The organism is unidentified bacterial endosymbiont, from assembly GCF_918797525.1.
GTDB lineage: Bacteria > Pseudomonadota > Gammaproteobacteria > Enterobacterales > Enterobacteriaceae > Enterobacter.
This window is the reverse complement of the sequence record NZ_OU963893.1, coordinates 1,061,259-1,078,272: the sequence shown is the minus strand read 5'-3', so window position 1 is coordinate 1,078,272 and position 17,014 is coordinate 1,061,259. Positions and strand designations below refer to the sequence as shown.

Here is a 17,014-nt window from a genome sequence, read left to right as displayed (position 1 = left end):
CGCTTATTTTTGGCGATACTTCAGCGCACCGCTTGGGCAGGTATCAATCACACGTACAACCGTTTCAACATCCACTTCATCCGCAACTATCCAGGGTTTGCGTTTCAGGTTGAACAGCTTTGCGCTGCCGCGTACACAGTTTCCTGAATGCTTGCAGATCCCCGTGTTGAAGTAGACGTCTATTTTTTCCCCGGTGTAGGCCCGGTAACCCGCGTCCAGTAGCTCTTTATCCACGACCTTGCCTCTGTTGTTATTATGTTGCTAAACGGTTATAGCACAGGTCGCCTTCAGTTATTCAGTTCCTTAGTGAGTTCTGCTTCACCAGTAGTAGCATCAAAGCGCAGGTAAAAGAGAGCACTATTCATCTGCTCATAATGGCAATTTGGCGTTTTGCCACCACTGGAGCATTCACCCAAAACGGTGGAAAGATTGAGAACGCCAGCGCCAACGACTCATTTACTCTTGAAGACGGGAGCGAGGCTAATCGGGCAAGAGTTGGGGATTACGTTGTTTATCCTGACGGAACAGGCGCAAAAATCATCAACGGGCAGGGTAAGACTGTAATTTAAATTGTGTATCTGCCTGTTTTTGATATGTTCACTCCAACAACGGAGACAGGCAAATTATGGACGAAAAGAAACTCAAAGCGCTGGCGGCTGAACTGGCTAAAGGTCTTAAAACCGAAGCTGATCTTAACCAGTTTTCTCGTATGCTGACGAAGTTGACCGTCGAAACAGCGCTCAATGCTGAGCTGACTGACCATCTGGGGCATGAAAAAAATGCACCCAAAAAAGGCTCCAGGCTGTGTCCCTTAATCGTTTGAGCTATAGTAACTGTCTGTTTCCACAACATATTGAACTATGGCTCGCTACGACCTTCCTGATGAAGCATGGATTATCATCCAGCCTTTATTGCCTGCTGAACCCGTATCTCCACGGGCCGGACGCCCATGGGCTGAGCATCGAAAAATTATCAACGGTATGTTCTGGGTGTTGTGTTCCGGGGCTCCGTGGCTCCGTGGGTCCGTGGCTCCGTGGCTCCGTGGCGTGATTTACCTGAACGATATGGACCATGGAAAACGGTTTATAACCGCTTTAACCGGTGGTCAAAATCAGGTGTTATTAACATTATTTTCAACAGGTTGCTTTCGCTACTTGATGCCAGCAATCTTGTTGACTGGTCTGCTACGGCGCTGGATGGCAGCAATATCCGGGCGTTGAAATGTGCTGCCGGGGCTCAAAAAAACATCCCGATATCGCCGGAGATAATGGGCTGGGTCGCTCTCGCGGTGGTTTTGGCACCAAAATCCATCTGGCGACAGACGGAAACGGTCTCCCGTTAAACATAGTGCTGAGTCCCGGACAGGCTCACGAAAGCCAGTTCGCGCAACGTCTTCTCGACGGTATTGGTGTTCAGCGCCAGAACGGCAGCGTGAAACGCCGTGGTCATGCGGTACTGGCCGACAAAGCGTACTCCGGGCATGCGTTACGCAACGAACTGAAAAGCAAAGGTATAAAAGCAGTCATTCCCCGAAAATCAAATGAGAAAATGGCATTGGATGGGCGTTCACAGCTCTATCGTAATGCGTACCGCAATCGCAACGTTGTTGAACGATGTTTTGGTCGCCTGAAAGAATACCGTCGCATAGCGACGCGTTACGACAAAACGGCGAGAAATTATCTGGCGATGGTGAAGCTGGGCTGCATCCGGCTCTTTTATCAACGACTATATAATTAAGGGACACAGCCTAGATCTTCCTTGTTCCGGCCTTCTTCCCGGCCCCAGAGCTGCTGCTTACCCCGCCAGACAATCGTGCCGTCTTCCGTCAGCAACTCCTGAATACGCCCGACCATATCCGTGATGGTATAATGCAGCTGTCCTTTCTTATAGCGCGCCAGCGGCGTGAAGCTGCCCGGTTCATATATCCAGCGAGTGGCATTTTCTTCATCCGGCGTGCCATCGGTGTTAACCGGGATTTCTTCTGTCAACTGGTCGCCGTTCCAGTGAAAGTCCGTTCCAGGCTTATCCCGGCTGGTGCAGCGCTTGCTGATTCGCCTGCCGAACGGGTCATATTTATACTCCCGGCGTTCGCCTTCCGGTGTTTCCAGTCCGGTTAGCTGGCTTCTGGCATCCCAGCGGTAGCGCCACGTGAGCGGACGGTAACCGCCTTTATCGACCAGCTTCTCCACCAGACGGGTTAACATCGTATTTCCAGGTGATGCCGTGTGCATTCACCACCTTCACAAACTTCCCTTCCTCCGGTTTGCCGGTCTCCGGGTTGATTCGGAGTGTCTGATGCCGCCAGCCTTTATGCTCCCGCGACACCACCCGGCCATGCTGTTGCTGCTGATGTGTCTCGCTCTCCGGCACCTCGTTCACCCAGGTCTGGCGTCGGGTGATATTCAGGTTTTTGTCGTAGAGGAAGCGTTCCTCACTCATCGGCATATTACTGCTGCCCGTCCAGGTGGCATGGCTTATCTGGTCGTTTGCCGTCACGCTGTTGACCATTGTCCCCCGCAGCGAGTCCGATATCATCGACAGATTGTATGCTTTGTCGTACAGCCACTGGCGTTGAATGTTTTTGTGTTTCGCCTCCGGTTCTGCCTGGCTGCCAGCCCGCTGTGTGGTCAGCATCCCCGTCTGCGTATAGCCCTGCGTCTGGTAAAACCCGGTTTCGCTTTTTCTCGCTATTTCCTGACCACGCAGGTCATATTCAAAAATGAGCGGCGCATGGTCAGCTATCTGCCACGAAGTGAGTTCGCCCATAAGACCACGGGTAAAGCGTTCGGTAATCCCTGCGGTGGTACGCTGCGCCACCGTGTCCAGTTCAGCGTCGTGACTGTATTCCGTCCGTCTGCCATTAATGGTTTCGGCTGTTATCCGGCTGGCGTCATCGTATTCATAGGTGACAGTGGCGTCATCGTTTTTCGCCTCTATCAGACGACACAGCGTATCGTACCGGAAGGTGGTGGCACTGAGGATGCGGTCACTATTACCCTGCGTGACCTCTTCATCCGTCACCTGGTCGGTCACGTTATAGCGGCGGTTCAGGTGTGTACCGTCCGGGAAGGTGGTGCGGGTGCAGCGCCCGGCAGCATCATAGTTGTAGGTCAGCGTGCGCCCGGTAAAATTGGTTTCGGCGACAAGCTGCCCGGCTTTGTCATACGTCAGCCGGTAACTTTCGCCTTCAGCGTTGATGATGTCGGTCAGGCGGGTGAGTTTATCGTAACGACACTCCAGCCGTTCGCCATCGGGGCGCACAACAGCGGTCAGCAGGTCAAATGCGCCGTACTCATAGCGGGTGGTTTTACTTTCGCCATCGGTAACACTTTCCGGCAGTTTCTCGCTGTTCTGGAGCATCAGCTCGCGCACGCCGTCCGGGCGGCTGATTTCTTCCATGCTGCCCGGCGGCCCGGCATGGGCTTTACTGTGGCGGAACTGTGTGGTGAAGCCCGGCGGGTCTTTGACACTCAGCAGACGCCCCAGAATATCCTGTTCCATCTGTGTTACGCCGCCATCCGGCGCAACAGCTTCGCTGACCTGGTGCTGTACGCGGGCGTGACAGACGCTGCAGCCCCGGTGTTTCGCATACATGTCAAAACACTTTCGACCGGCAGTGCTTACGTATCACTGCCAGTTCCTTCTGCACGACCTGTCAGATCACGTAGGCCGTGGTGACGTTTTCAACCCACAGAGGCGGATTAACGGGTTCATGTTCTTCAGCCTTTCAGCACTCAACCCTGGGGATCATCTCGGCTTAGTGATTCTCGCCTCAATCCCCGTTGTCAGCGGGTTACATCACCCTGCGGGCATGCCGAAGGTCACTGCCGCTCAGGTTCTCCACCGTCACACCCGGTGGAATTGACGGGTCGCTCGTCATGAGTTACCGGTTCAATATTCCAGACAGACTCGTGGTTCATTTTGGCATCCATGCCAGCCCTGAACGCCGGGCACACAGTACGTAATGTCACCGGACCACTTCCGATTCGGGCCGCTGGTGTAAAAGTTCTGCTTCAGCAGATTCTCAGACGCCGGCAGGCCATGTTCGCGGTAACTGACCGGGCTGAACCTCCGTGAAGCTTTCGCCCGCAACCCCTGACGCCGGTTTATCTGATGACGACGCTGATGCCAGACGTACCAGCCGCTAAGGGCAACCTGAAGTACACGGCACATGGCTTTGATGCTGAACTCAGCCTGATGTTTCCAATAAAGACATACTTCATTTCAGGCGCTTCGCAAAGTATGTCGCGGCCTTTTGGAGGATAGCCAGCTCCTCAGCTTGTTCCGCCAGCTGGCGTTTGAGACGGGCATTTTCAGCGGCGAGTCATTTTCGCGGTCAGAGGATGAGAGCTGTTGCTACTGTTTACAGCGCCAGTTATAGAGAGGCTGAGCTCGCGGGCTGCCGCGGCGATACCGATACGCTCAGCCAGTTTAAGGGCTTCCTGACGGAATTCAGGCGAGTGCTGCTTGCGTGGCTTTTTGGTGGTTGATGCTGGTTTTGTCATGTGAGTCACCTCTGGTTGAGAGTTTACTCACTTAGTCGCGTGTCCACTATTGCTGGGTAAGAGCACCTTACGGAGCGTGAGCGAAGCGCTGGCAGAGCCTGCATATCGTATGCAGGTACGTTTGCCACTTTTCACCTGTTTACGCAGCCACAAGACCGCACATCGGGCTTAAATGCGTGTAATCAGTCTGGTGTAAGAGACAATGCCCGGATTAGGGCTTTTCCTTCACGTTGTGCTATCGCGGTGTGAGGGCTACAACTGCCGCCGCCGAATAGTTATACTCTTACTTCCATAGTAACTATCCGTGACAACTAACAGTGTACCTCTTGTTGGTAAATTGTCGTTCAATGGTAGAACGATCACAGGCAACTTATGTTAAGTAAGTTGTTGATAGCGAAACACATTAAGCAAATTTTTGGCGGTGTTTTGCAACAAGGGGAGAGATCTGGAGCGGGCGAAGGGAATCGAACCCTCGTATAGAGCTTGGGAAGCTCTCGTTCTACCATTGAACTACGCCCGCTTTGAGGTGCGTAAGGCATTATAGACCTTACGCCTCTTCATACAAGCCTCTTCGCAACTAAATGGCGATTAAATAACCACTTAGCACTTCGGTTTGCTGCCGTGGGCGGGAAGATAACGCTGCGGATCGATAGCCGTCGCCTTGTAGCGAATCTGAAAATGCAGTTTCACCGAGTCCGTGCCGGTGCTGCCCATAGTCGCAATCTTCTGCCCGGCCTTCACATTCTGCCCGTTGTTGACCAACATCGTATCGTTGTGGGCATAGGCAGTGATGTAGTCTTCCCCATGTTTTATCATGATCAAATTACCGTACCCGCGTAGCTGGTTGCCAACGTAAACCACTTTACCGGCACCGGATGCATAAACTGGCGTACCGCGAGCCGCCGCGATATCAATACCTTTATTGCCGCCTTCTGACAGGGAATATGGCACCACCACTTTACCACTGGCGGGCCAGATCCAGCAGCGCTGCCCAACCGGTGGCCATGAAGACTGCGGCACCGTATAAGAAGGGGTCACTTTGGCGGTCTTGCCTTTTGAGGCAGATTTTTTACTGGAAGAAGCACTGCCGTTCACCTTTAACTTCTGCCCCACCTCAATGGTGTAAGGCGGCGAAATATTATTAAGACGCGCCAGATCCTTCACGCTGGTGCCCGTCGCGCGCGAAATACGGTATAGCGTATCGCCACGCTTAACGGTATATACCGCACCGGAATAGCTGCCCATATCCGAAGATTTGCTTCCCGAGCATCCCGCCAGAAGCAGCGTGAGTATCAGGAAAAAAATGGCAACAACAGGGTTTCTCGTCAGGCTTCCTGCAAACAAAACAGATCCTCGGTCAGCGTGAATGGCGCACTATGATAGCAGCCAGAGCTGTTACTGGTCAGCCTTTTCCGCTCTGCAGGCCAAACCGTTCGTATAAGAATGCTGTATAATAATCCTGGTGGTGCTTAACCCTCCGCATTGTTGTTACTGGAGCAAGAATGAGTATTCAAGAACACGTTATTTTGGTAAATGACCAGGGAATGGTGATTGGCACTCAGGAAAAATACGCCGCACATACCTCGCATACCCCGTTGCATCTGGCATTCTCTTCCTGGCTGTTTAATGCCAAAGGCGAATGTCTGATTACCCGCCGCGCATTGAACAAAAAAGCCTGGCCCGGCGTATGGACAAACTCCGTCTGCGGCCATCCACAATCGGGTGAAGAGATAGAACAGGCGATTATCCGCCGCTGCCGTTTCGAAGTGGGGGCTGAAATTTCGGCTATCACCAACATTGCGCCGGAGTTTCGTTATCGTAAAACCGATCCTTCCGGCATTGTCGAAAACGAGATCTGCCCGGTATTTGCAGCTCGCGTTACGAACAACATCATAATAAATGACGACGAAGTGATGGAGCATCAGTGGGTTGAACTGGAAGCATTATTTCTTGCGCTGGATGCCACCCCCTGGGCCTTTAGTCCGTGGATGGTGATGGAAGCCACTACCGCACGCGAAAAGCTCAGAGCTTATGCAGGGCAATAAAAAAGCCCAGGCGATAATAAGCGCACGGGGCTTTTTTAGAACTTTACGGCTTATTTCACCGGACGCATCGCCGGGAAGAGGATCACATCACGGATGGTATGGCTGTTAGTGAACAGCATAACCATACGATCGATACCAATACCCAGTCCCGCAGTTGGCGGCAGACCGTGTTCCAGCGCAGTGACATAGTCTTCGTCGAAGAACATGGCTTCGTCGTCGCCTGCTGCTTTAGCGTTAACCTGATCCTGGAAGCGCTGCGCCTGATCTTCTGCATCGTTTAACTCGCTAAAGCCGTTTCCGATTTCACGCCCGCCAATGAAGAACTCAAAGCGATCGGTGATTTCCGGGTTCTCGTCATTACGACGCGCCAGTGGAGACACTTCTGCCGGATATTCGGTGATGAAGGTAGGCTGAATCAGGTGTGCTTCTGCCACTTCTTCGAAAATCTCGGTCACGATGCGGCCCAGACCCCAGCTCTTCTCAACCTTGATACCGATGCTTTCAGCGAGCGCTTTCGCAGAGTCGAATTTTTCCAGATCGGCCATCTCGGTTTGCGGACGGTATTTCTTGATCGCTTCGCGCATGGTCAGCTTAACGAACGGTTTACCGAAGTCGAACACCTCTTCACCGTAAGGCACTTCGGTGGAGCCCAGAATGTCCTGCGCCAGGGTACGGAACAGAGATTCGGTCAGCTCGATCAGATCGTGATAATCTGCATACGCCATATAGAGTTCCATCATGGTGAACTCTGGGTTATGACGCACGGAGATGCCTTCATTACGGAAGTTACGGTTGATCTCAAACACACGATCAAAACCACCGACCACCAGACGCTTCAGGTACAGTTCCGGCGCGATGCGCAGGTACATATCCAGATCCAGAGCATTATGATGGGTGATAAACGGACGCGCAGACGCGCCGCCAGGGATCACCTGCATCATTGGGGTTTCCACTTCCATAAAGTCGCGGTTAACCATGAACTGGCGGATGCCGGCCATGATCTGAGAACGAATCTTGAAAGTCTTACGAGAATCATCGTTAGAGATAAGATCCAGGTAGCGCTGGCGATAGCGCGCTTCCTGATCCTGCAGGCCGTGGAATTTATCCGGCAGCGGGCGCAGGGCCTTAGTCAGCAGACGCAGCTCGGTGCAGTGGATAGACAGTTCACCCGTTTTGGTTTTGAACAGTTTACCTTTTGCTCCCAGGATATCGCCCAGGTCCCACTTCTTGAACTGCTCGTTGTAGATGCCTTCCGGCAGATCGTCACGGGAGACGTACAGTTGAATACGGCCACCAACATCCTGCAGCGTGACGAAGGACGCTTTACCCATAATACGACGGGTCATCATGCGGCCAGCCACAGAGACGACAATGTTCAGCGCTTCCAGCTCTTCGTTATCTTTAGCGTCGAAGTCTGCGTGCAGTTGGTCTGAGGTGCGATCGCGACGAAAATCGTTCGGGAACGGCACGCCCTGCTCGCGCAGCGCAGCCAGCTTCTCACGGCGGGTTTTCAGTTCGTTATTAAGATCGACGACCGCGTCAGCGCCCTGTGCTTGTTGTTCAGACATGTTGGTTCCTCATAACCCTGCTTTCAAACTTGCTTCGATAAATTGGTCCAGGCTGCCGTCCAGCACCGCCTGCGTGTTACGGGTTTCAACCCCGGTACGCAAGTCTTTAATGCGGGAGTCATCAAGGACGTAAGAACGGATCTGGCTGCCCCAACCGATGTCGGACTTGTTGTCCTCCATCGCCTGTTTCTCAGCATTTTTCTTCTGCATTTCCAGTTCATAAAGCTTGGCTTTCATCTGCTTCATGGCCTGGTCTTTGTTCTTATGCTGGGAACGGTCGTTCTGGCACTGCGTGACTGTATTCGTAGGAAGGTGAGTAATACGCACCGCTGATTCCGTACGGTTAACGTGCTGACCACCCGCACCGGAGGCGCGATAAACGTCAATACGCAGATCTGCCGGGTTGATTTCGATATCAATATCGTCTTTCACTTCCGGGTAGACAAACGCGGAGCTGAAGGAGGTGTGGCGGCGGCCGCCGGAATCAAATGGACTCTTACGCACCAGACGGTGAACGCCAGTTTCGGTACGCAGCCAGCCGTAAGCGTAATCACCGATAATCTTAATGGTGATCGACTTAATACCCGCCACTTCACCTTCAGACTCTTCGATGATCTCGGTTTTGAAGCCGCGCGCTTCTGCCCAGCGCAAATACATACGCGCCAGCATGCTCGCCCAGTCCTGCGCTTCTGTACCGCCAGAACCGGCCTGTATATCGAGATAGCAGTCGGCGCTATCATATTCACCGGAGAACATGCGACGGAACTCGAGCTGCGCCAGCTTCTCTTCAAGAACGTCGAGTTCTGCCACGGCTTCGTTAAAGGTTTCTTCGTCGTTAGCTTCGACAGCCAGCTCTAACAGACCAGAGACATCTTCCAGCCCCTGTGACATTTGGTCGAGGGTATCTACAATGGCTTCGAGAGAGGAACGCTCTTTACCCAGCGCCTGCGCGCGTTCAGGCTCGTTCCAGACGTCCGGCTGTTCCAGCTCGGCGTTTACTTCTTCAAGACGCTCTTTCTTGGCATCGTAGTCAAAGATACCCCCTAAGAACGTCAGAGCGCTCCGTGAGGTCCTGAATGCGGTTTTTTACCGGATTAATTTCAAACATGGCCTGTTTTCTTTTATGAGCTTGTCAAAATGCGGTGATAAGAGCGGGATTGTACCCAATCCACACCCTTTTTTGTAGCTTTACTGACGCTAAATTGGCCAGATATTGTCGATGATGATCTGAAGAGAGCGGTTGCCGCGAAACTCGTTAATATCGAGCTTATACGCCAGCTCAACTTCGTGCACGCCGTGGTCTGGCCAGACAGAGGTGTCAACGTTAAAGGCGATACCGTCCAGTAGCGGGCCGCCACCGACAGGCTCGACCATCACTTTGAGATGACGTTCACCCACGATGCGCTGCTGCAGCAAGCGGAAGCGGCCATCGAATAATGGCTCGGGGAACATCTGTCCCCAGGGGCCTGCATCACGCAGAATCTGGGCTACCTCCATCGACATCTCTGCCGCTGTAAGCGCGCCGTCGGAAACCACTTCGCCCTGCAGCAGGGCCGGATCGATCCAGTCGGTCACCAGCTCACCGAACAGGCGCTGGAACTCGGCGAACTTTGCCTCTTCCAGTGATAACCCTGCCGCCATCGCGTGACCGCCAAATTTGATCATCAGCCCGGGGTGAAGCGTATCCAGACGCTCCAGCGCATCGCGCATGTGGAGCCCTTGTATCGATCGCCCGGAGCCTTTTAGCGTACCGTCGCCTGCGGGTGCAAAGGCAATCACCGGACGGTGGAAACGCTCCTTAATACGCGACGCCAGAATGCCAACCACGCCCTGATGCCACTCGGGGTGGTACATCGCCAGACCGCCAGGCAGCGTATCACCGTTGCGTTCCAGCTTTTCACACAGGGTCAGCGCTTCGGCCTGCATTCCTTGTTCGATCTCTTTACGGGTCTGGTTCAGGGCATCCAGTTCATTTGCCAGCACCCGCGCTTCACCCGTGTTGTCGCACAGCAGTAGCGCCACGCCAACGGACATATCATCCAGCCTGCCGGCTGCATTCAGACGCGGCCCCAGGGCAAACCCCAAATCGCTTGCCGCCAGCTTGAGCGGATCGCGGTTGGATATTTCCAGCAGTGCTTTAATGCCCGGACGGCACTTGCCCGCCCGAATACGGCTTAAACCCTGCCAGGTGAGAATACGGTTGTTAGCATCCAGCGGCACAACATCCGCCACGGTGCCAAGCGCCACAAGGTCGAGATACTCGGCCAGATTTGGCACGGCTTTACCGCGTGATTCAAACCAGCCCTTGTCACGCAGTAGCGTGCGTAGCGCCAGCATCAAATAAAATGCCACACCGACGCCCGCCAGGGATTTCGACGGAAAAGTACAATCGCGCAGGTTGGGGTTGACGATCGCTTCGGCGGCGGGCAGCGTTTCACCCGGCAGGTGGTGATCGGTAACCAGTACGGGGATGCCCAGGGCATGAGCATGATCAACCCCAGAATGAGAAGAGATCCCGTTATCGACGGTCAGGATCAATTGCGCACCGCGCGCATGGGCTTGATCGACCACTTCCGGACTGAGCCCGTAACCGTCTTCGAAACGGTTAGGCACCAGATAAGTGACATTCTCGCAGCCCATCGCACGCAGGCTAAGCACGCTCAGTGCGGTGCTGGTCGCACCGTCGGCATCGAAATCCCCCACTACCACAATGCGCGTGCTGTCGCGAAATGCGTTGTAGAGTATTTCCGCTGCGGTTTCGACACCGTTCAGCTGCTGCCAGGGCAGCAGTCCTTTAACGCTGCGCTCAAGATCGTCCGCCGAACGCACGCCACGGCTGGCATAGAGCCGCTTTAAAAGCGGAGAAAGCTCGGCAGGTAAATCAGCGGTTTCAACCGCTTCGCGGCGGCGCAGTTTTATCGGGGCTTTCACGCGAATTATTTACCACCAAACTGTTTCTGGTGCGCGTCGAGGAACGCTTTCATCTCTTTCGGTCCCTGATAGCCCGGTACAACATAGCCGTTGCTCAGCACAATAGCGGGCGTACCGGTCACGCCAAACTGTACGCCAAGCGCATAATGGTTAGCGATATCAATATCACAGGAAGCCGGCTGCACGGCTTTACCGTTCATGGCGTCATCAAAGGCCTTGTTGCGATCTTTAGCACACCAGATGGCCTTCATATTCTGCTCAGGCTGGCTCTGCACACCCGCACGCGGGAAGGCCAGATAGCGCACGGTAATCCCCAGCGCGTTGTAGTCTTTCATCTCTTCATGCAGCTTGTGGCAGTAGCCACAGGTGATGTCGGTAAAGACGGTAATCACATGTTTTTCCTGCGCCGCTTTATAGACAATCATCTCTTTTTCCAGCGCGTTCAGGTTTTTCATCAGCAGCTGATTGGTCACGTTTAACGGCTGTGCGCCGCTCACGTCGTACATCGGCCCCTGAATAATGTGTTTTCCGTCCTCGGTAACATACAGCACGCCGCTGTTGGTCAGCACGGTTTTCAAACCCGCGATCGGTGCAGGCTGAATATCGCTGCTGGTAACGCCAAGTTTGGTCAGAGACTGTTTGATTGCGGCATCATCCGCATGGGCAAAACCGGTAAATGAGGCTGCCAGTATGGTGAACAGCGCAAAAGTCTTTTTCATATTTGTTCCTGTAACGATTCGTCGGCACTCACGCTCGAGGGTGGTGCTGTTGGTGTAGCTGCCGCAGGCGTTCCGTCGCGACATGGGTATAAATTTGCGTCGTTGAAAGATCGCTGTGTCCAAGTAGCATCTGCACCACACGTAAATCAGCGCCATGGTTTAACAGATGCGTCGCGAAGGCATGACGCAAAACGTGCGGCGACAGCTTTTCACTGTCAATACCCGCCAGTGTGGCGTAATGCTTAATGCGATGCCAGAACGTTTGTCGCGTCATCTGCTGCGCGCGCTGGCTGGGAAACAAGACATCAATCGAAACGCCATTCAGTAGCCACGGGCGACCGTGCTCCAGATACGTCTCCAGCCAGTAGACCGCCTCTTCACCCAGCGGAACCAGACGTTCTTTGTCTCCTTTACCCATCACGCGAACCACGCCCTGACGCAGGCTGATGTCGCTCATCGTCAGGCCGACCAGTTCGGAAACGCGTAAACCGGTAGCATACAGTAGCTCTAACATGGCTTTATCGCGTAACTCTAGCGGCAGGTCAACGGCGGGCGATTGTAATAATCTCTCAACCTGAGCTTCGCTAAGATCTTTTGGCAGCCTCTGGGGAAGTTTAGGCGACGCCAGCAGCGCGCTGGGATCGTCGGCACGGAATTTCTCACGGAAAAGGTGCTGAAACAACCGACGCATTGCGCTGAGCAAACGCGCGGAACTGGTGGCTTTGTAGCCCCCATCCATACGTTCGCCCAGCAGTGCCTGCAGGTCGTCGCGTTGCGCCTTCTCAAGCGACAGTCCCCGGTGCGCAAGCCACTCCACCAGCAGGGTAAGATCGCGTCGATAGGCACTGAGCGTATTCTCAGCCAGGTTTTTCTCGAGCCATAGCGCATCGAGAAACTGTTCGATGAGTGCGAGATCCTTTTCCACATCAGCCCCTTTCATTCTGCAATCCGTCCATTATGCCTGAATGCAACCACTTTCTGGTACACTACGCATAAACTCATAGCAAGAATTGAGATTGTTACGCGATGAATATTGGTCTGTTCTACGGTTCCAGCACCTGCTACACCGAAATGGCGGCAGAAAAAATTCGCGACATCATCGGCCCGGAACTGGTGACGTTGCATAACCTGAAAGATGACGCCATTACCTTGATGGAGCAGTATGACATGCTGATCCTCGGCATCCCGACCTGGGATTTTGGCGAGATTCAGGAAGACTGGGAAGCCCTCTGGGATCAACTTGATACGCTTAACCTCGACGGTAAAATTATCGCCATGTACGGCATGGGCGATCAGTTGGGTTACGGTGAATGGTTCCTGGATGCGCTCGGCATGTTACACAACAAGCTGGCACCAAAAGGCGTTACGTTTATTGGTTATTGGCCCACTGAAGGCTACGAATTCACCAGCAAAAAGCCGATTATCGCCGATGGTCAGCTGTTCGTCGGGCTCGCGCTGGATGAAACCAACCAGTACGATCTCAGCGATGAACGTCTGCAAAACTGGTGCGAACAAATTCTGGGTGAAATGGCAGAGAAATTTAGCTGACGCCCTCATTCCTGCGTCGGCTGCTGCAAAAAGGTGCGACGCAGATCTCGCCACTCGGCGATATCCATGCTGTCTGAGGCCAGCCAAAGATGCTGGCGACGCCCACCGCCCGCGTTACGTAACCGTAGCATCATGCCTGAGCGGAGCATCCAGGGCATTCCAACGATCTCCCACTCCTTGCCCTGCCAGCGCAGACGAGAATCCACCAGTAATTTGATTTCACCCTGACGAGCGTTGATTCGACGCTGGCTACGCACGCTGTCAAAAACCACAAACGATAGCATAAGCAACCATACAGGGGTGTAGCTAAGCGGCCACGGCATCAGTAAAACTAAGGCCGCAACCACGCCGTGGAGCATTAATGACATCCACTGCGAGCGCCACGAGACGCGAAGATCAGATTGCCACAGGACCACGTTCCCGATTCCGTGTTTGAATTAATTGCACCATCCGTTGCAACTCGGTGTCGGCGGGTTTGCCGTGATTCATCAGCCAGTTAAATAAATCAGGATCGTCTGACTCAAGCAGGCGAACAAACAGACGCTTATCATCATCGCTTAAGCTGTCATACTCATGCTCGAAAAAAGGCATGATGGAAATATCAAGCTCACGCATACCGCGGCGGCATGCCCAGTGAAGACGGGCCTTGTTGTTAATATCCATGTTCTGTTTCCTGCATTACGTTTGGCACAGTCGGCACCCCGTTCAGTGTTCTATATTTCTCTGCGGGGACACTAGGTAGTGTAACGTGTTTTCGATCGTTTCTTTACTGGAATATTGCAAACCTGAAGCAGGTATCCAGAATAAACCCCACAAAGACAGAGGATTGCATTTTTTTGCGTGGCGCTACACACGACCGGGCAAGGGCACAAATGGCCTGCTGAAAGCGCTTGCAATGGCTGGAGTCTCTTTTACCATTAGGCATTATTAAAGCGTTAAGCAATCCAGGATACTACTATGGCCTTTACTCCATTTTCTCCTCGCCAGCCCGCCGCCTCTGCGCGACTGCCGCTGACGCTTATTACTCTTGACGACTGGGCGCTGGCGACGCTCAGTGGCGCCGACGCCGAAAAATATCTGCAGGGCCAGGTCACCGCCGACGTCAGCCAGATGACTGAGCATCAGCATCTTCTCGCCGCGCACTGCGATCCTAAAGGCAAGATGTGGAGCAACCTGCGTCTGTTCCGCCGTCAGGACGGATTCGCCTTTATTGAGCGCCGTAGCCTGCGTGATGCTCAACTGACCGAACTGAAAAAGTATGCGGTCTTTTCCAAAGTGACCATCGCCGCGGACGATGAACATGTTCTGCTGGGCGTAGCCGGTTTTCAGGCTCGTGCGGCGCTAAAAAAGCTTTTCGGCGCACTGCCGGACGCAGATAAACCGCTGGTTAGCGAAGGTGCTACGTCCATCCTGTGGTTTGAGCACCCGGCGGAGCGTTTCCTGCTGGTGACCGATGTCGCCACCGCCGAGCGCGTGACCGAAACCCTACGCGGTGAAGCGCAGTTTAATAACAGCCAACAGTGGCTCGCACTGAATATTGAAGCGGGTCTGCCGGTGATTGACGCCGCAAACAGCGCGCAGTTTATTCCGCAAGCCACTAACATCCAGGCGTTGGGTGGCATTAGTTTTAAGAAAGGCTGCTACACCGGCCAGGAGATGGTTGCGCGCGCAAAATTCCGTGGAGCGAACAAACGCGCCCTGTGGACGCTTGCAGGCCATGCCAGCCGCGTTCCACAAGCGGGTGAAGATTTAGAGCTAAAAATGGGCGAGAACTGGCGTCGTACCGGTACCGTGTTAGCCGCCGTGCAGCTTGATGATGGTCGCATGCTGGTTCAGGTCGTCATGAATAATGACATGGAAGCCGACAGCGTGTTCCGCGTGCGTGATGATGTGAATACCCTGAGCATCGAGCCGCTGCCGTATTCGCTGGAGGAGTAATAATGCTGTATCGCCCGGTGGCGCTGTGCTCACCGGGCCTAAAAACTACACCTGTGCCACGTACAGATAAATCGCCAAAAAGTGGCAGACGCTACCGCCCAACACGAAGCCGTGCCATATCGCATGGTTGTATGGAATACGCTTACAGACGTAAAAAATCACGCCCAGCGAATAGACCACGCCCCCTACCGCCAGAAGCGTCACGCCCCCCACCGCCAGCTTTATCGCCAGTTGATAAACCACAATCAGCGACAGCCAGCCCATCGTCAGATAGGTTACCAGCGATAATACCTTGAACTGGTGTGCAATTGTCAGCTTGAACAGGATCCCCACCAGCGCCAGGCCCCAGATAATAATCATCAGGCCACGCGACAGCGGCGAATTTAGCCCCACCAGTAAAAAAGGTGTGTAGGTGCCTGCGATTAGAAGATAGATAGCGCAGTGGTCGAATTTTTTGAGCCAGATCTTAGCCCGCTGATGTGGAATAGCATGATAAAGCGTCGATGCCAGGAACAGCAGGATCATACTCCCGCCATACAGGCTATAGCTGGTAATGGCCATCGCGCTGGCGTTGGAATCTACCGCCTGCACCAACAACAGTACTAAACCGACAATCCCAAAAACCAGGCCAATGCCGTGGCTAATGCTGTTGGCTACTTCCTCAGCCAGTGAATATCCCTGTGCCATTAATGGCTTTCTCACCATAAGTAACTCCGGGAAAACGTAAGATGTATAATCATCGTACGTCTATGCTAACTGAGAATGATTCCAGTGAACACCTGTCAGCTAAAATAAATGCCATTCACAAATTTATCTATAAAAATCACAACTCTATTTTAAAAATTCACCGCACAGGCGTGCGTTATTCATTGAATACTTATTACATCAAGGGCATAAATCCGTCTCCCCCGTTAGTCCACATGGTATGATTCAATCATGACGTTCGAGAGAGAGTTTAGCCACCGTGAGCATGTTCACCCATTCCGCCATTGCCAACCTTAATAACCTGGAGATGATGGTTTACAACTATGTCATTAAGAACCGCGATAAGGTGATGTACATGACAATCCGCGAGCTGGCGGATGCGGCCGGGGTCTCCACCACCACTATCCTGCGCTTTTGCCGCAAGCTCAACTGCCAAGGCTACTCTGAATTCCGCGTGCGTTTTAAGCTCTATTTAGAACAGAACGAACCTCAGCAGGCGAATTTTGCTGCCAGCGAAATTATTAGCTTCTTCAAAAGCGTTAACAATGAAGAATTTGATGCGTTACTGGATGATGCCGTCGATATTATTTTATCGTCTGAACGTATTATATTTGTTGGAGCAGGGACCTCCGGCTCGCTTGCGAAATATGGTGCTCGCTTCTTCTCAAATATTGGCAAGTTCAGCAATCATATTGACGATCCTTATTTTCCGGTCACTAATGATATGGCTAAAAATGCGCTGGCAATCGTGCTCTCCGTATCCGGTGAAACCGAGGAAATTCTGCGTTTTGCCAGTCAGTTCAGCCTGCGCCACTGCAAAGTGCTCTCTATTACCAGCCACGAACACTCTCGTCTGGCAAAACTGGCAGACTTTAATCTCTCCTGGCATGTCCCACAAACGCGTATTGCCGGTGTTTACGATATTACGACCCAAATTCCTGTCATCTATATTCTTGAGTCGCTTGGACGAAAGCTGGCGAAGAAATTGACAGAATAAAACACCCTGTTTTTTTGATGTGACAAATCACATTTCACTCCCTTTGTTATATCGTGAC

18 protein-coding genes, 1 tRNA gene and 3 pseudogenes are annotated in these 17,014 nt (G+C 53.1%); 7 read left to right on the top strand and 15 right to left on the bottom strand.

Annotated elements, in window-relative coordinates:
• Positions 1 to 3: 3 nt before the first annotated feature.
• Positions 4 to 234 carry a 4Fe-4S mono-cluster protein YjdI gene (gene yjdI, locus NL510_RS05165; RefSeq protein ID WP_253382166.1) on the bottom strand — a complete coding sequence of 77 codons (231 nt, stop codon included), beginning with the start codon at positions 232 to 234 and terminating at the stop codon, positions 4 to 6.
• Positions 235 to 374: 140 nt separating this feature from the next.
• Here yjdI and NL510_RS05160 point away from each other — a divergent pair, with 140 nt between their 5' ends.
• The 3 genes and pseudogenes from NL510_RS05160 to NL510_RS05150 all read left to right on the top strand — a co-directional run bounded on the left by NL510_RS05160 (position 375) and on the right by NL510_RS05150 (position 1,737).
• Complete coding sequence (locus NL510_RS05160) at positions 375 to 569, top strand: hypothetical protein (RefSeq protein WP_253382164.1); 195 nt, start codon at positions 375 to 377, stop codon at positions 567 to 569.
• A 56-nt stretch (positions 570 to 625) separates the two neighbouring features.
• Positions 626 to 799 (top strand): annotated as a pseudogene (locus NL510_RS05155) (IS256 family transposase); the annotation flags it as partial.
• 61 nt (positions 800 to 860) lie between these two features.
• A pseudogene (locus tag NL510_RS05150) lies at positions 861 to 1,737 on the top strand (IS5 family transposase).
• On the opposite strand, the gene NL510_RS05145 reads toward NL510_RS05150, so the two are convergent.
• The 6 genes and pseudogenes from NL510_RS05145 to actS form a co-directional block, all read right to left on the bottom strand.
• Complete coding sequence (locus NL510_RS05145; protein ID WP_253382162.1) at positions 1,734 to 2,204, bottom strand: RHS domain-containing protein; 471 nt, start codon at positions 2,202 to 2,204, stop codon at positions 1,734 to 1,736. The pseudogene NL510_RS05150 and the gene NL510_RS05145 overlap by 4 nt on opposite strands.
• Positions 2,170 to 3,594, bottom strand: a complete 1,425-nt coding sequence (locus tag NL510_RS05140; protein ID WP_253382160.1) for a hypothetical protein — start codon at positions 3,592 to 3,594, stop codon at positions 2,170 to 2,172. The genes NL510_RS05145 and NL510_RS05140 overlap by 35 nt, the downstream gene beginning before the upstream one ends.
• Before the next feature lie 227 nt (positions 3,595 to 3,821).
• Positions 3,822 to 3,971: a hypothetical protein gene (locus NL510_RS05135; protein WP_253385080.1), complete on the bottom strand. Its 150-nt coding sequence runs from the start codon at positions 3,969 to 3,971 to the stop codon at positions 3,822 to 3,824.
• A pseudogene (locus NL510_RS05130) lies at positions 3,934 to 4,505 on the bottom strand (transposase family protein); the annotation flags it as partial. The gene NL510_RS05135 and the pseudogene NL510_RS05130, both read right to left, overlap by 38 nt.
• A 446-nt stretch (positions 4,506 to 4,951) precedes the next feature.
• A tRNA-Gly gene (locus NL510_RS05125) sits at positions 4,952 to 5,025 on the bottom strand.
• 80 nt (positions 5,026 to 5,105) lie between these two features.
• Entirely contained in the window at positions 5,106 to 5,849 is a 744-nt protein-coding gene (gene actS, locus NL510_RS05120) for an amidase activator ActS (protein WP_253382158.1), read from the bottom strand.
• 158 nt (positions 5,850 to 6,007) lie between these two features.
• On the opposite strand from actS, the gene idi reads away from it, so the two are divergent.
• Positions 6,008 to 6,550, top strand: a complete 543-nt coding sequence (gene idi / locus NL510_RS05115; RefSeq protein ID WP_253382156.1) for an isopentenyl-diphosphate Delta-isomerase — start codon at positions 6,008 to 6,010, stop codon at positions 6,548 to 6,550.
• Between the two features lie 50 nt (positions 6,551 to 6,600).
• On the opposite strand, the gene lysS is transcribed toward idi, so the two are convergent.
• The 5 genes from lysS to xerD all read right to left on the bottom strand — a co-directional run bounded on the left by lysS (position 6,601) and on the right by xerD (position 12,693).
• Entirely contained in the window at positions 6,601 to 8,118 is a 1,518-nt protein-coding gene (lysS, locus tag NL510_RS05110) for a lysine--tRNA ligase (RefSeq protein ID WP_253382154.1), read from the bottom strand.
• Positions 8,119 to 8,127: 9 nt separating this feature from the next.
• A protein-coding gene (gene prfB / locus NL510_RS05105; protein WP_253382152.1) for a peptide chain release factor 2 occupies positions 8,128 to 9,226 on the bottom strand; the annotation gives its coding sequence in 2 pieces (ribosomal slippage) (positions 8,128 to 9,150 and positions 9,152 to 9,226; 1,098 coding nt in all).
• Between the two features lie 89 nt (positions 9,227 to 9,315).
• Entirely contained in the window at positions 9,316 to 11,049 is a 1,734-nt protein-coding gene (gene recJ, locus NL510_RS05100; protein WP_253382150.1) for a single-stranded-DNA-specific exonuclease RecJ, read from the bottom strand.
• Between the two features lie 5 nt (positions 11,050 to 11,054).
• The gene (gene dsbC / locus NL510_RS05095) at positions 11,055 to 11,768 is read right to left on the bottom strand and encodes a bifunctional protein-disulfide isomerase/oxidoreductase DsbC (RefSeq protein ID WP_253382148.1); all 714 of its coding nucleotides are present in this window, start codon (positions 11,766 to 11,768) and stop codon (positions 11,055 to 11,057) included.
• A 28-nt stretch (positions 11,769 to 11,796) separates the two neighbouring features.
• Positions 11,797 to 12,693, bottom strand: coding sequence for a site-specific tyrosine recombinase XerD (gene xerD / locus NL510_RS05090; protein ID WP_253384758.1), 897 nt, complete (start codon positions 12,691 to 12,693; stop codon positions 11,797 to 11,799).
• A gap of 101 nt (positions 12,694 to 12,794) precedes the next feature.
• Between xerD and fldB the strand changes: the two genes are divergently transcribed.
• Positions 12,795 to 13,316 (top strand): flavodoxin FldB, encoded by a 522-nt coding sequence (gene fldB, locus NL510_RS05085; protein ID WP_253382146.1) that lies wholly within the window; start codon positions 12,795 to 12,797, stop codon positions 13,314 to 13,316.
• A 5-nt stretch (positions 13,317 to 13,321) separates the two neighbouring features.
• Here fldB and NL510_RS05080 read toward each other — a convergent pair whose 3' ends face one another.
• A complete protein-coding gene (locus NL510_RS05080) occupies positions 13,322 to 13,732 on the bottom strand; it encodes a protein YgfX (protein ID WP_253382143.1) in 411 nt (136 codons plus the stop codon).
• Positions 13,713 to 13,979 (bottom strand): FAD assembly factor SdhE, encoded by a 267-nt coding sequence (gene sdhE / locus NL510_RS05075; RefSeq protein ID WP_253382141.1) that lies wholly within the window; start codon positions 13,977 to 13,979, stop codon positions 13,713 to 13,715. Before sdhE ends, NL510_RS05080 begins: the two co-directional genes overlap by 20 nt.
• Positions 13,980 to 14,273: 294 nt before the next feature.
• On the opposite strand from sdhE, the gene ygfZ reads away from it, so the two are divergent.
• The gene (ygfZ, locus tag NL510_RS05070) at positions 14,274 to 15,254 is read left to right on the top strand and encodes a tRNA-modifying protein YgfZ (protein ID WP_253382139.1); all 981 of its coding nucleotides are present in this window, start codon (positions 14,274 to 14,276) and stop codon (positions 15,252 to 15,254) included.
• Between the two features lie 45 nt (positions 15,255 to 15,299).
• Here ygfZ and trhA read toward each other — a convergent pair whose 3' ends face one another.
• Complete coding sequence (gene trhA, locus NL510_RS05065) at positions 15,300 to 15,959, bottom strand: PAQR family membrane homeostasis protein TrhA (protein ID WP_253382137.1); 660 nt, start codon at positions 15,957 to 15,959, stop codon at positions 15,300 to 15,302.
• Between the two features lie 265 nt (positions 15,960 to 16,224).
• On the opposite strand from trhA, the gene NL510_RS05060 reads away from it, so the two are divergent.
• Complete coding sequence (locus NL510_RS05060; RefSeq protein WP_253384755.1) at positions 16,225 to 16,956, top strand: MurR/RpiR family transcriptional regulator; 732 nt, start codon at positions 16,225 to 16,227, stop codon at positions 16,954 to 16,956.
• Positions 16,957 to 17,014 lie beyond the last annotated feature (58 nt).

What these genes read in the sequence shown, in the direction of transcription:
- trhA (WP_253382137.1), bottom strand. Translation starts at nt 15,959, where the DNA reads ATGGTGAGAAAGCCATTAATGGCACAGGGATATTCACTGGCTGAGGAA.
- fldB (WP_253382146.1), top strand. Translation starts at nt 12,795, where the DNA reads ATGAATATTGGTCTGTTCTACGGTTCCAGCACCTGCTACACCGAAATG.
- NL510_RS05145 (WP_253382162.1), bottom strand. Translation starts at nt 2,204, where the DNA reads ATGTTAACCCGTCTGGTGGAGAAGCTGGTCGATAAAGGCGGTTACCGT.
- NL510_RS05140 (WP_253382160.1), bottom strand. Translation starts at nt 3,594, where the DNA reads ATGTATGCGAAACACCGGGGCTGCAGCGTCTGTCACGCCCGCGTACAG.
- NL510_RS05060 (WP_253384755.1), top strand. Translation starts at nt 16,225, where the DNA reads ATGTTCACCCATTCCGCCATTGCCAACCTTAATAACCTGGAGATGATG.
- ygfZ (WP_253382139.1), top strand. Translation starts at nt 14,274, where the DNA reads ATGGCCTTTACTCCATTTTCTCCTCGCCAGCCCGCCGCCTCTGCGCGA.
- NL510_RS05160 (WP_253382164.1), top strand. Translation starts at nt 375, where the DNA reads ATGGCAATTTGGCGTTTTGCCACCACTGGAGCATTCACCCAAAACGGT.
- dsbC (WP_253382148.1), bottom strand. Translation starts at nt 11,768, where the DNA reads ATGAAAAAGACTTTTGCGCTGTTCACCATACTGGCAGCCTCATTTACC.
- idi (WP_253382156.1), top strand. Translation starts at nt 6,008, where the DNA reads ATGAGTATTCAAGAACACGTTATTTTGGTAAATGACCAGGGAATGGTG.
- lysS (WP_253382154.1), bottom strand. Translation starts at nt 8,118, where the DNA reads ATGTCTGAACAACAAGCACAGGGCGCTGACGCGGTCGTCGATCTTAAT.
- sdhE (WP_253382141.1), bottom strand. Translation starts at nt 13,979, where the DNA reads ATGGATATTAACAACAAGGCCCGTCTTCACTGGGCATGCCGCCGCGGT.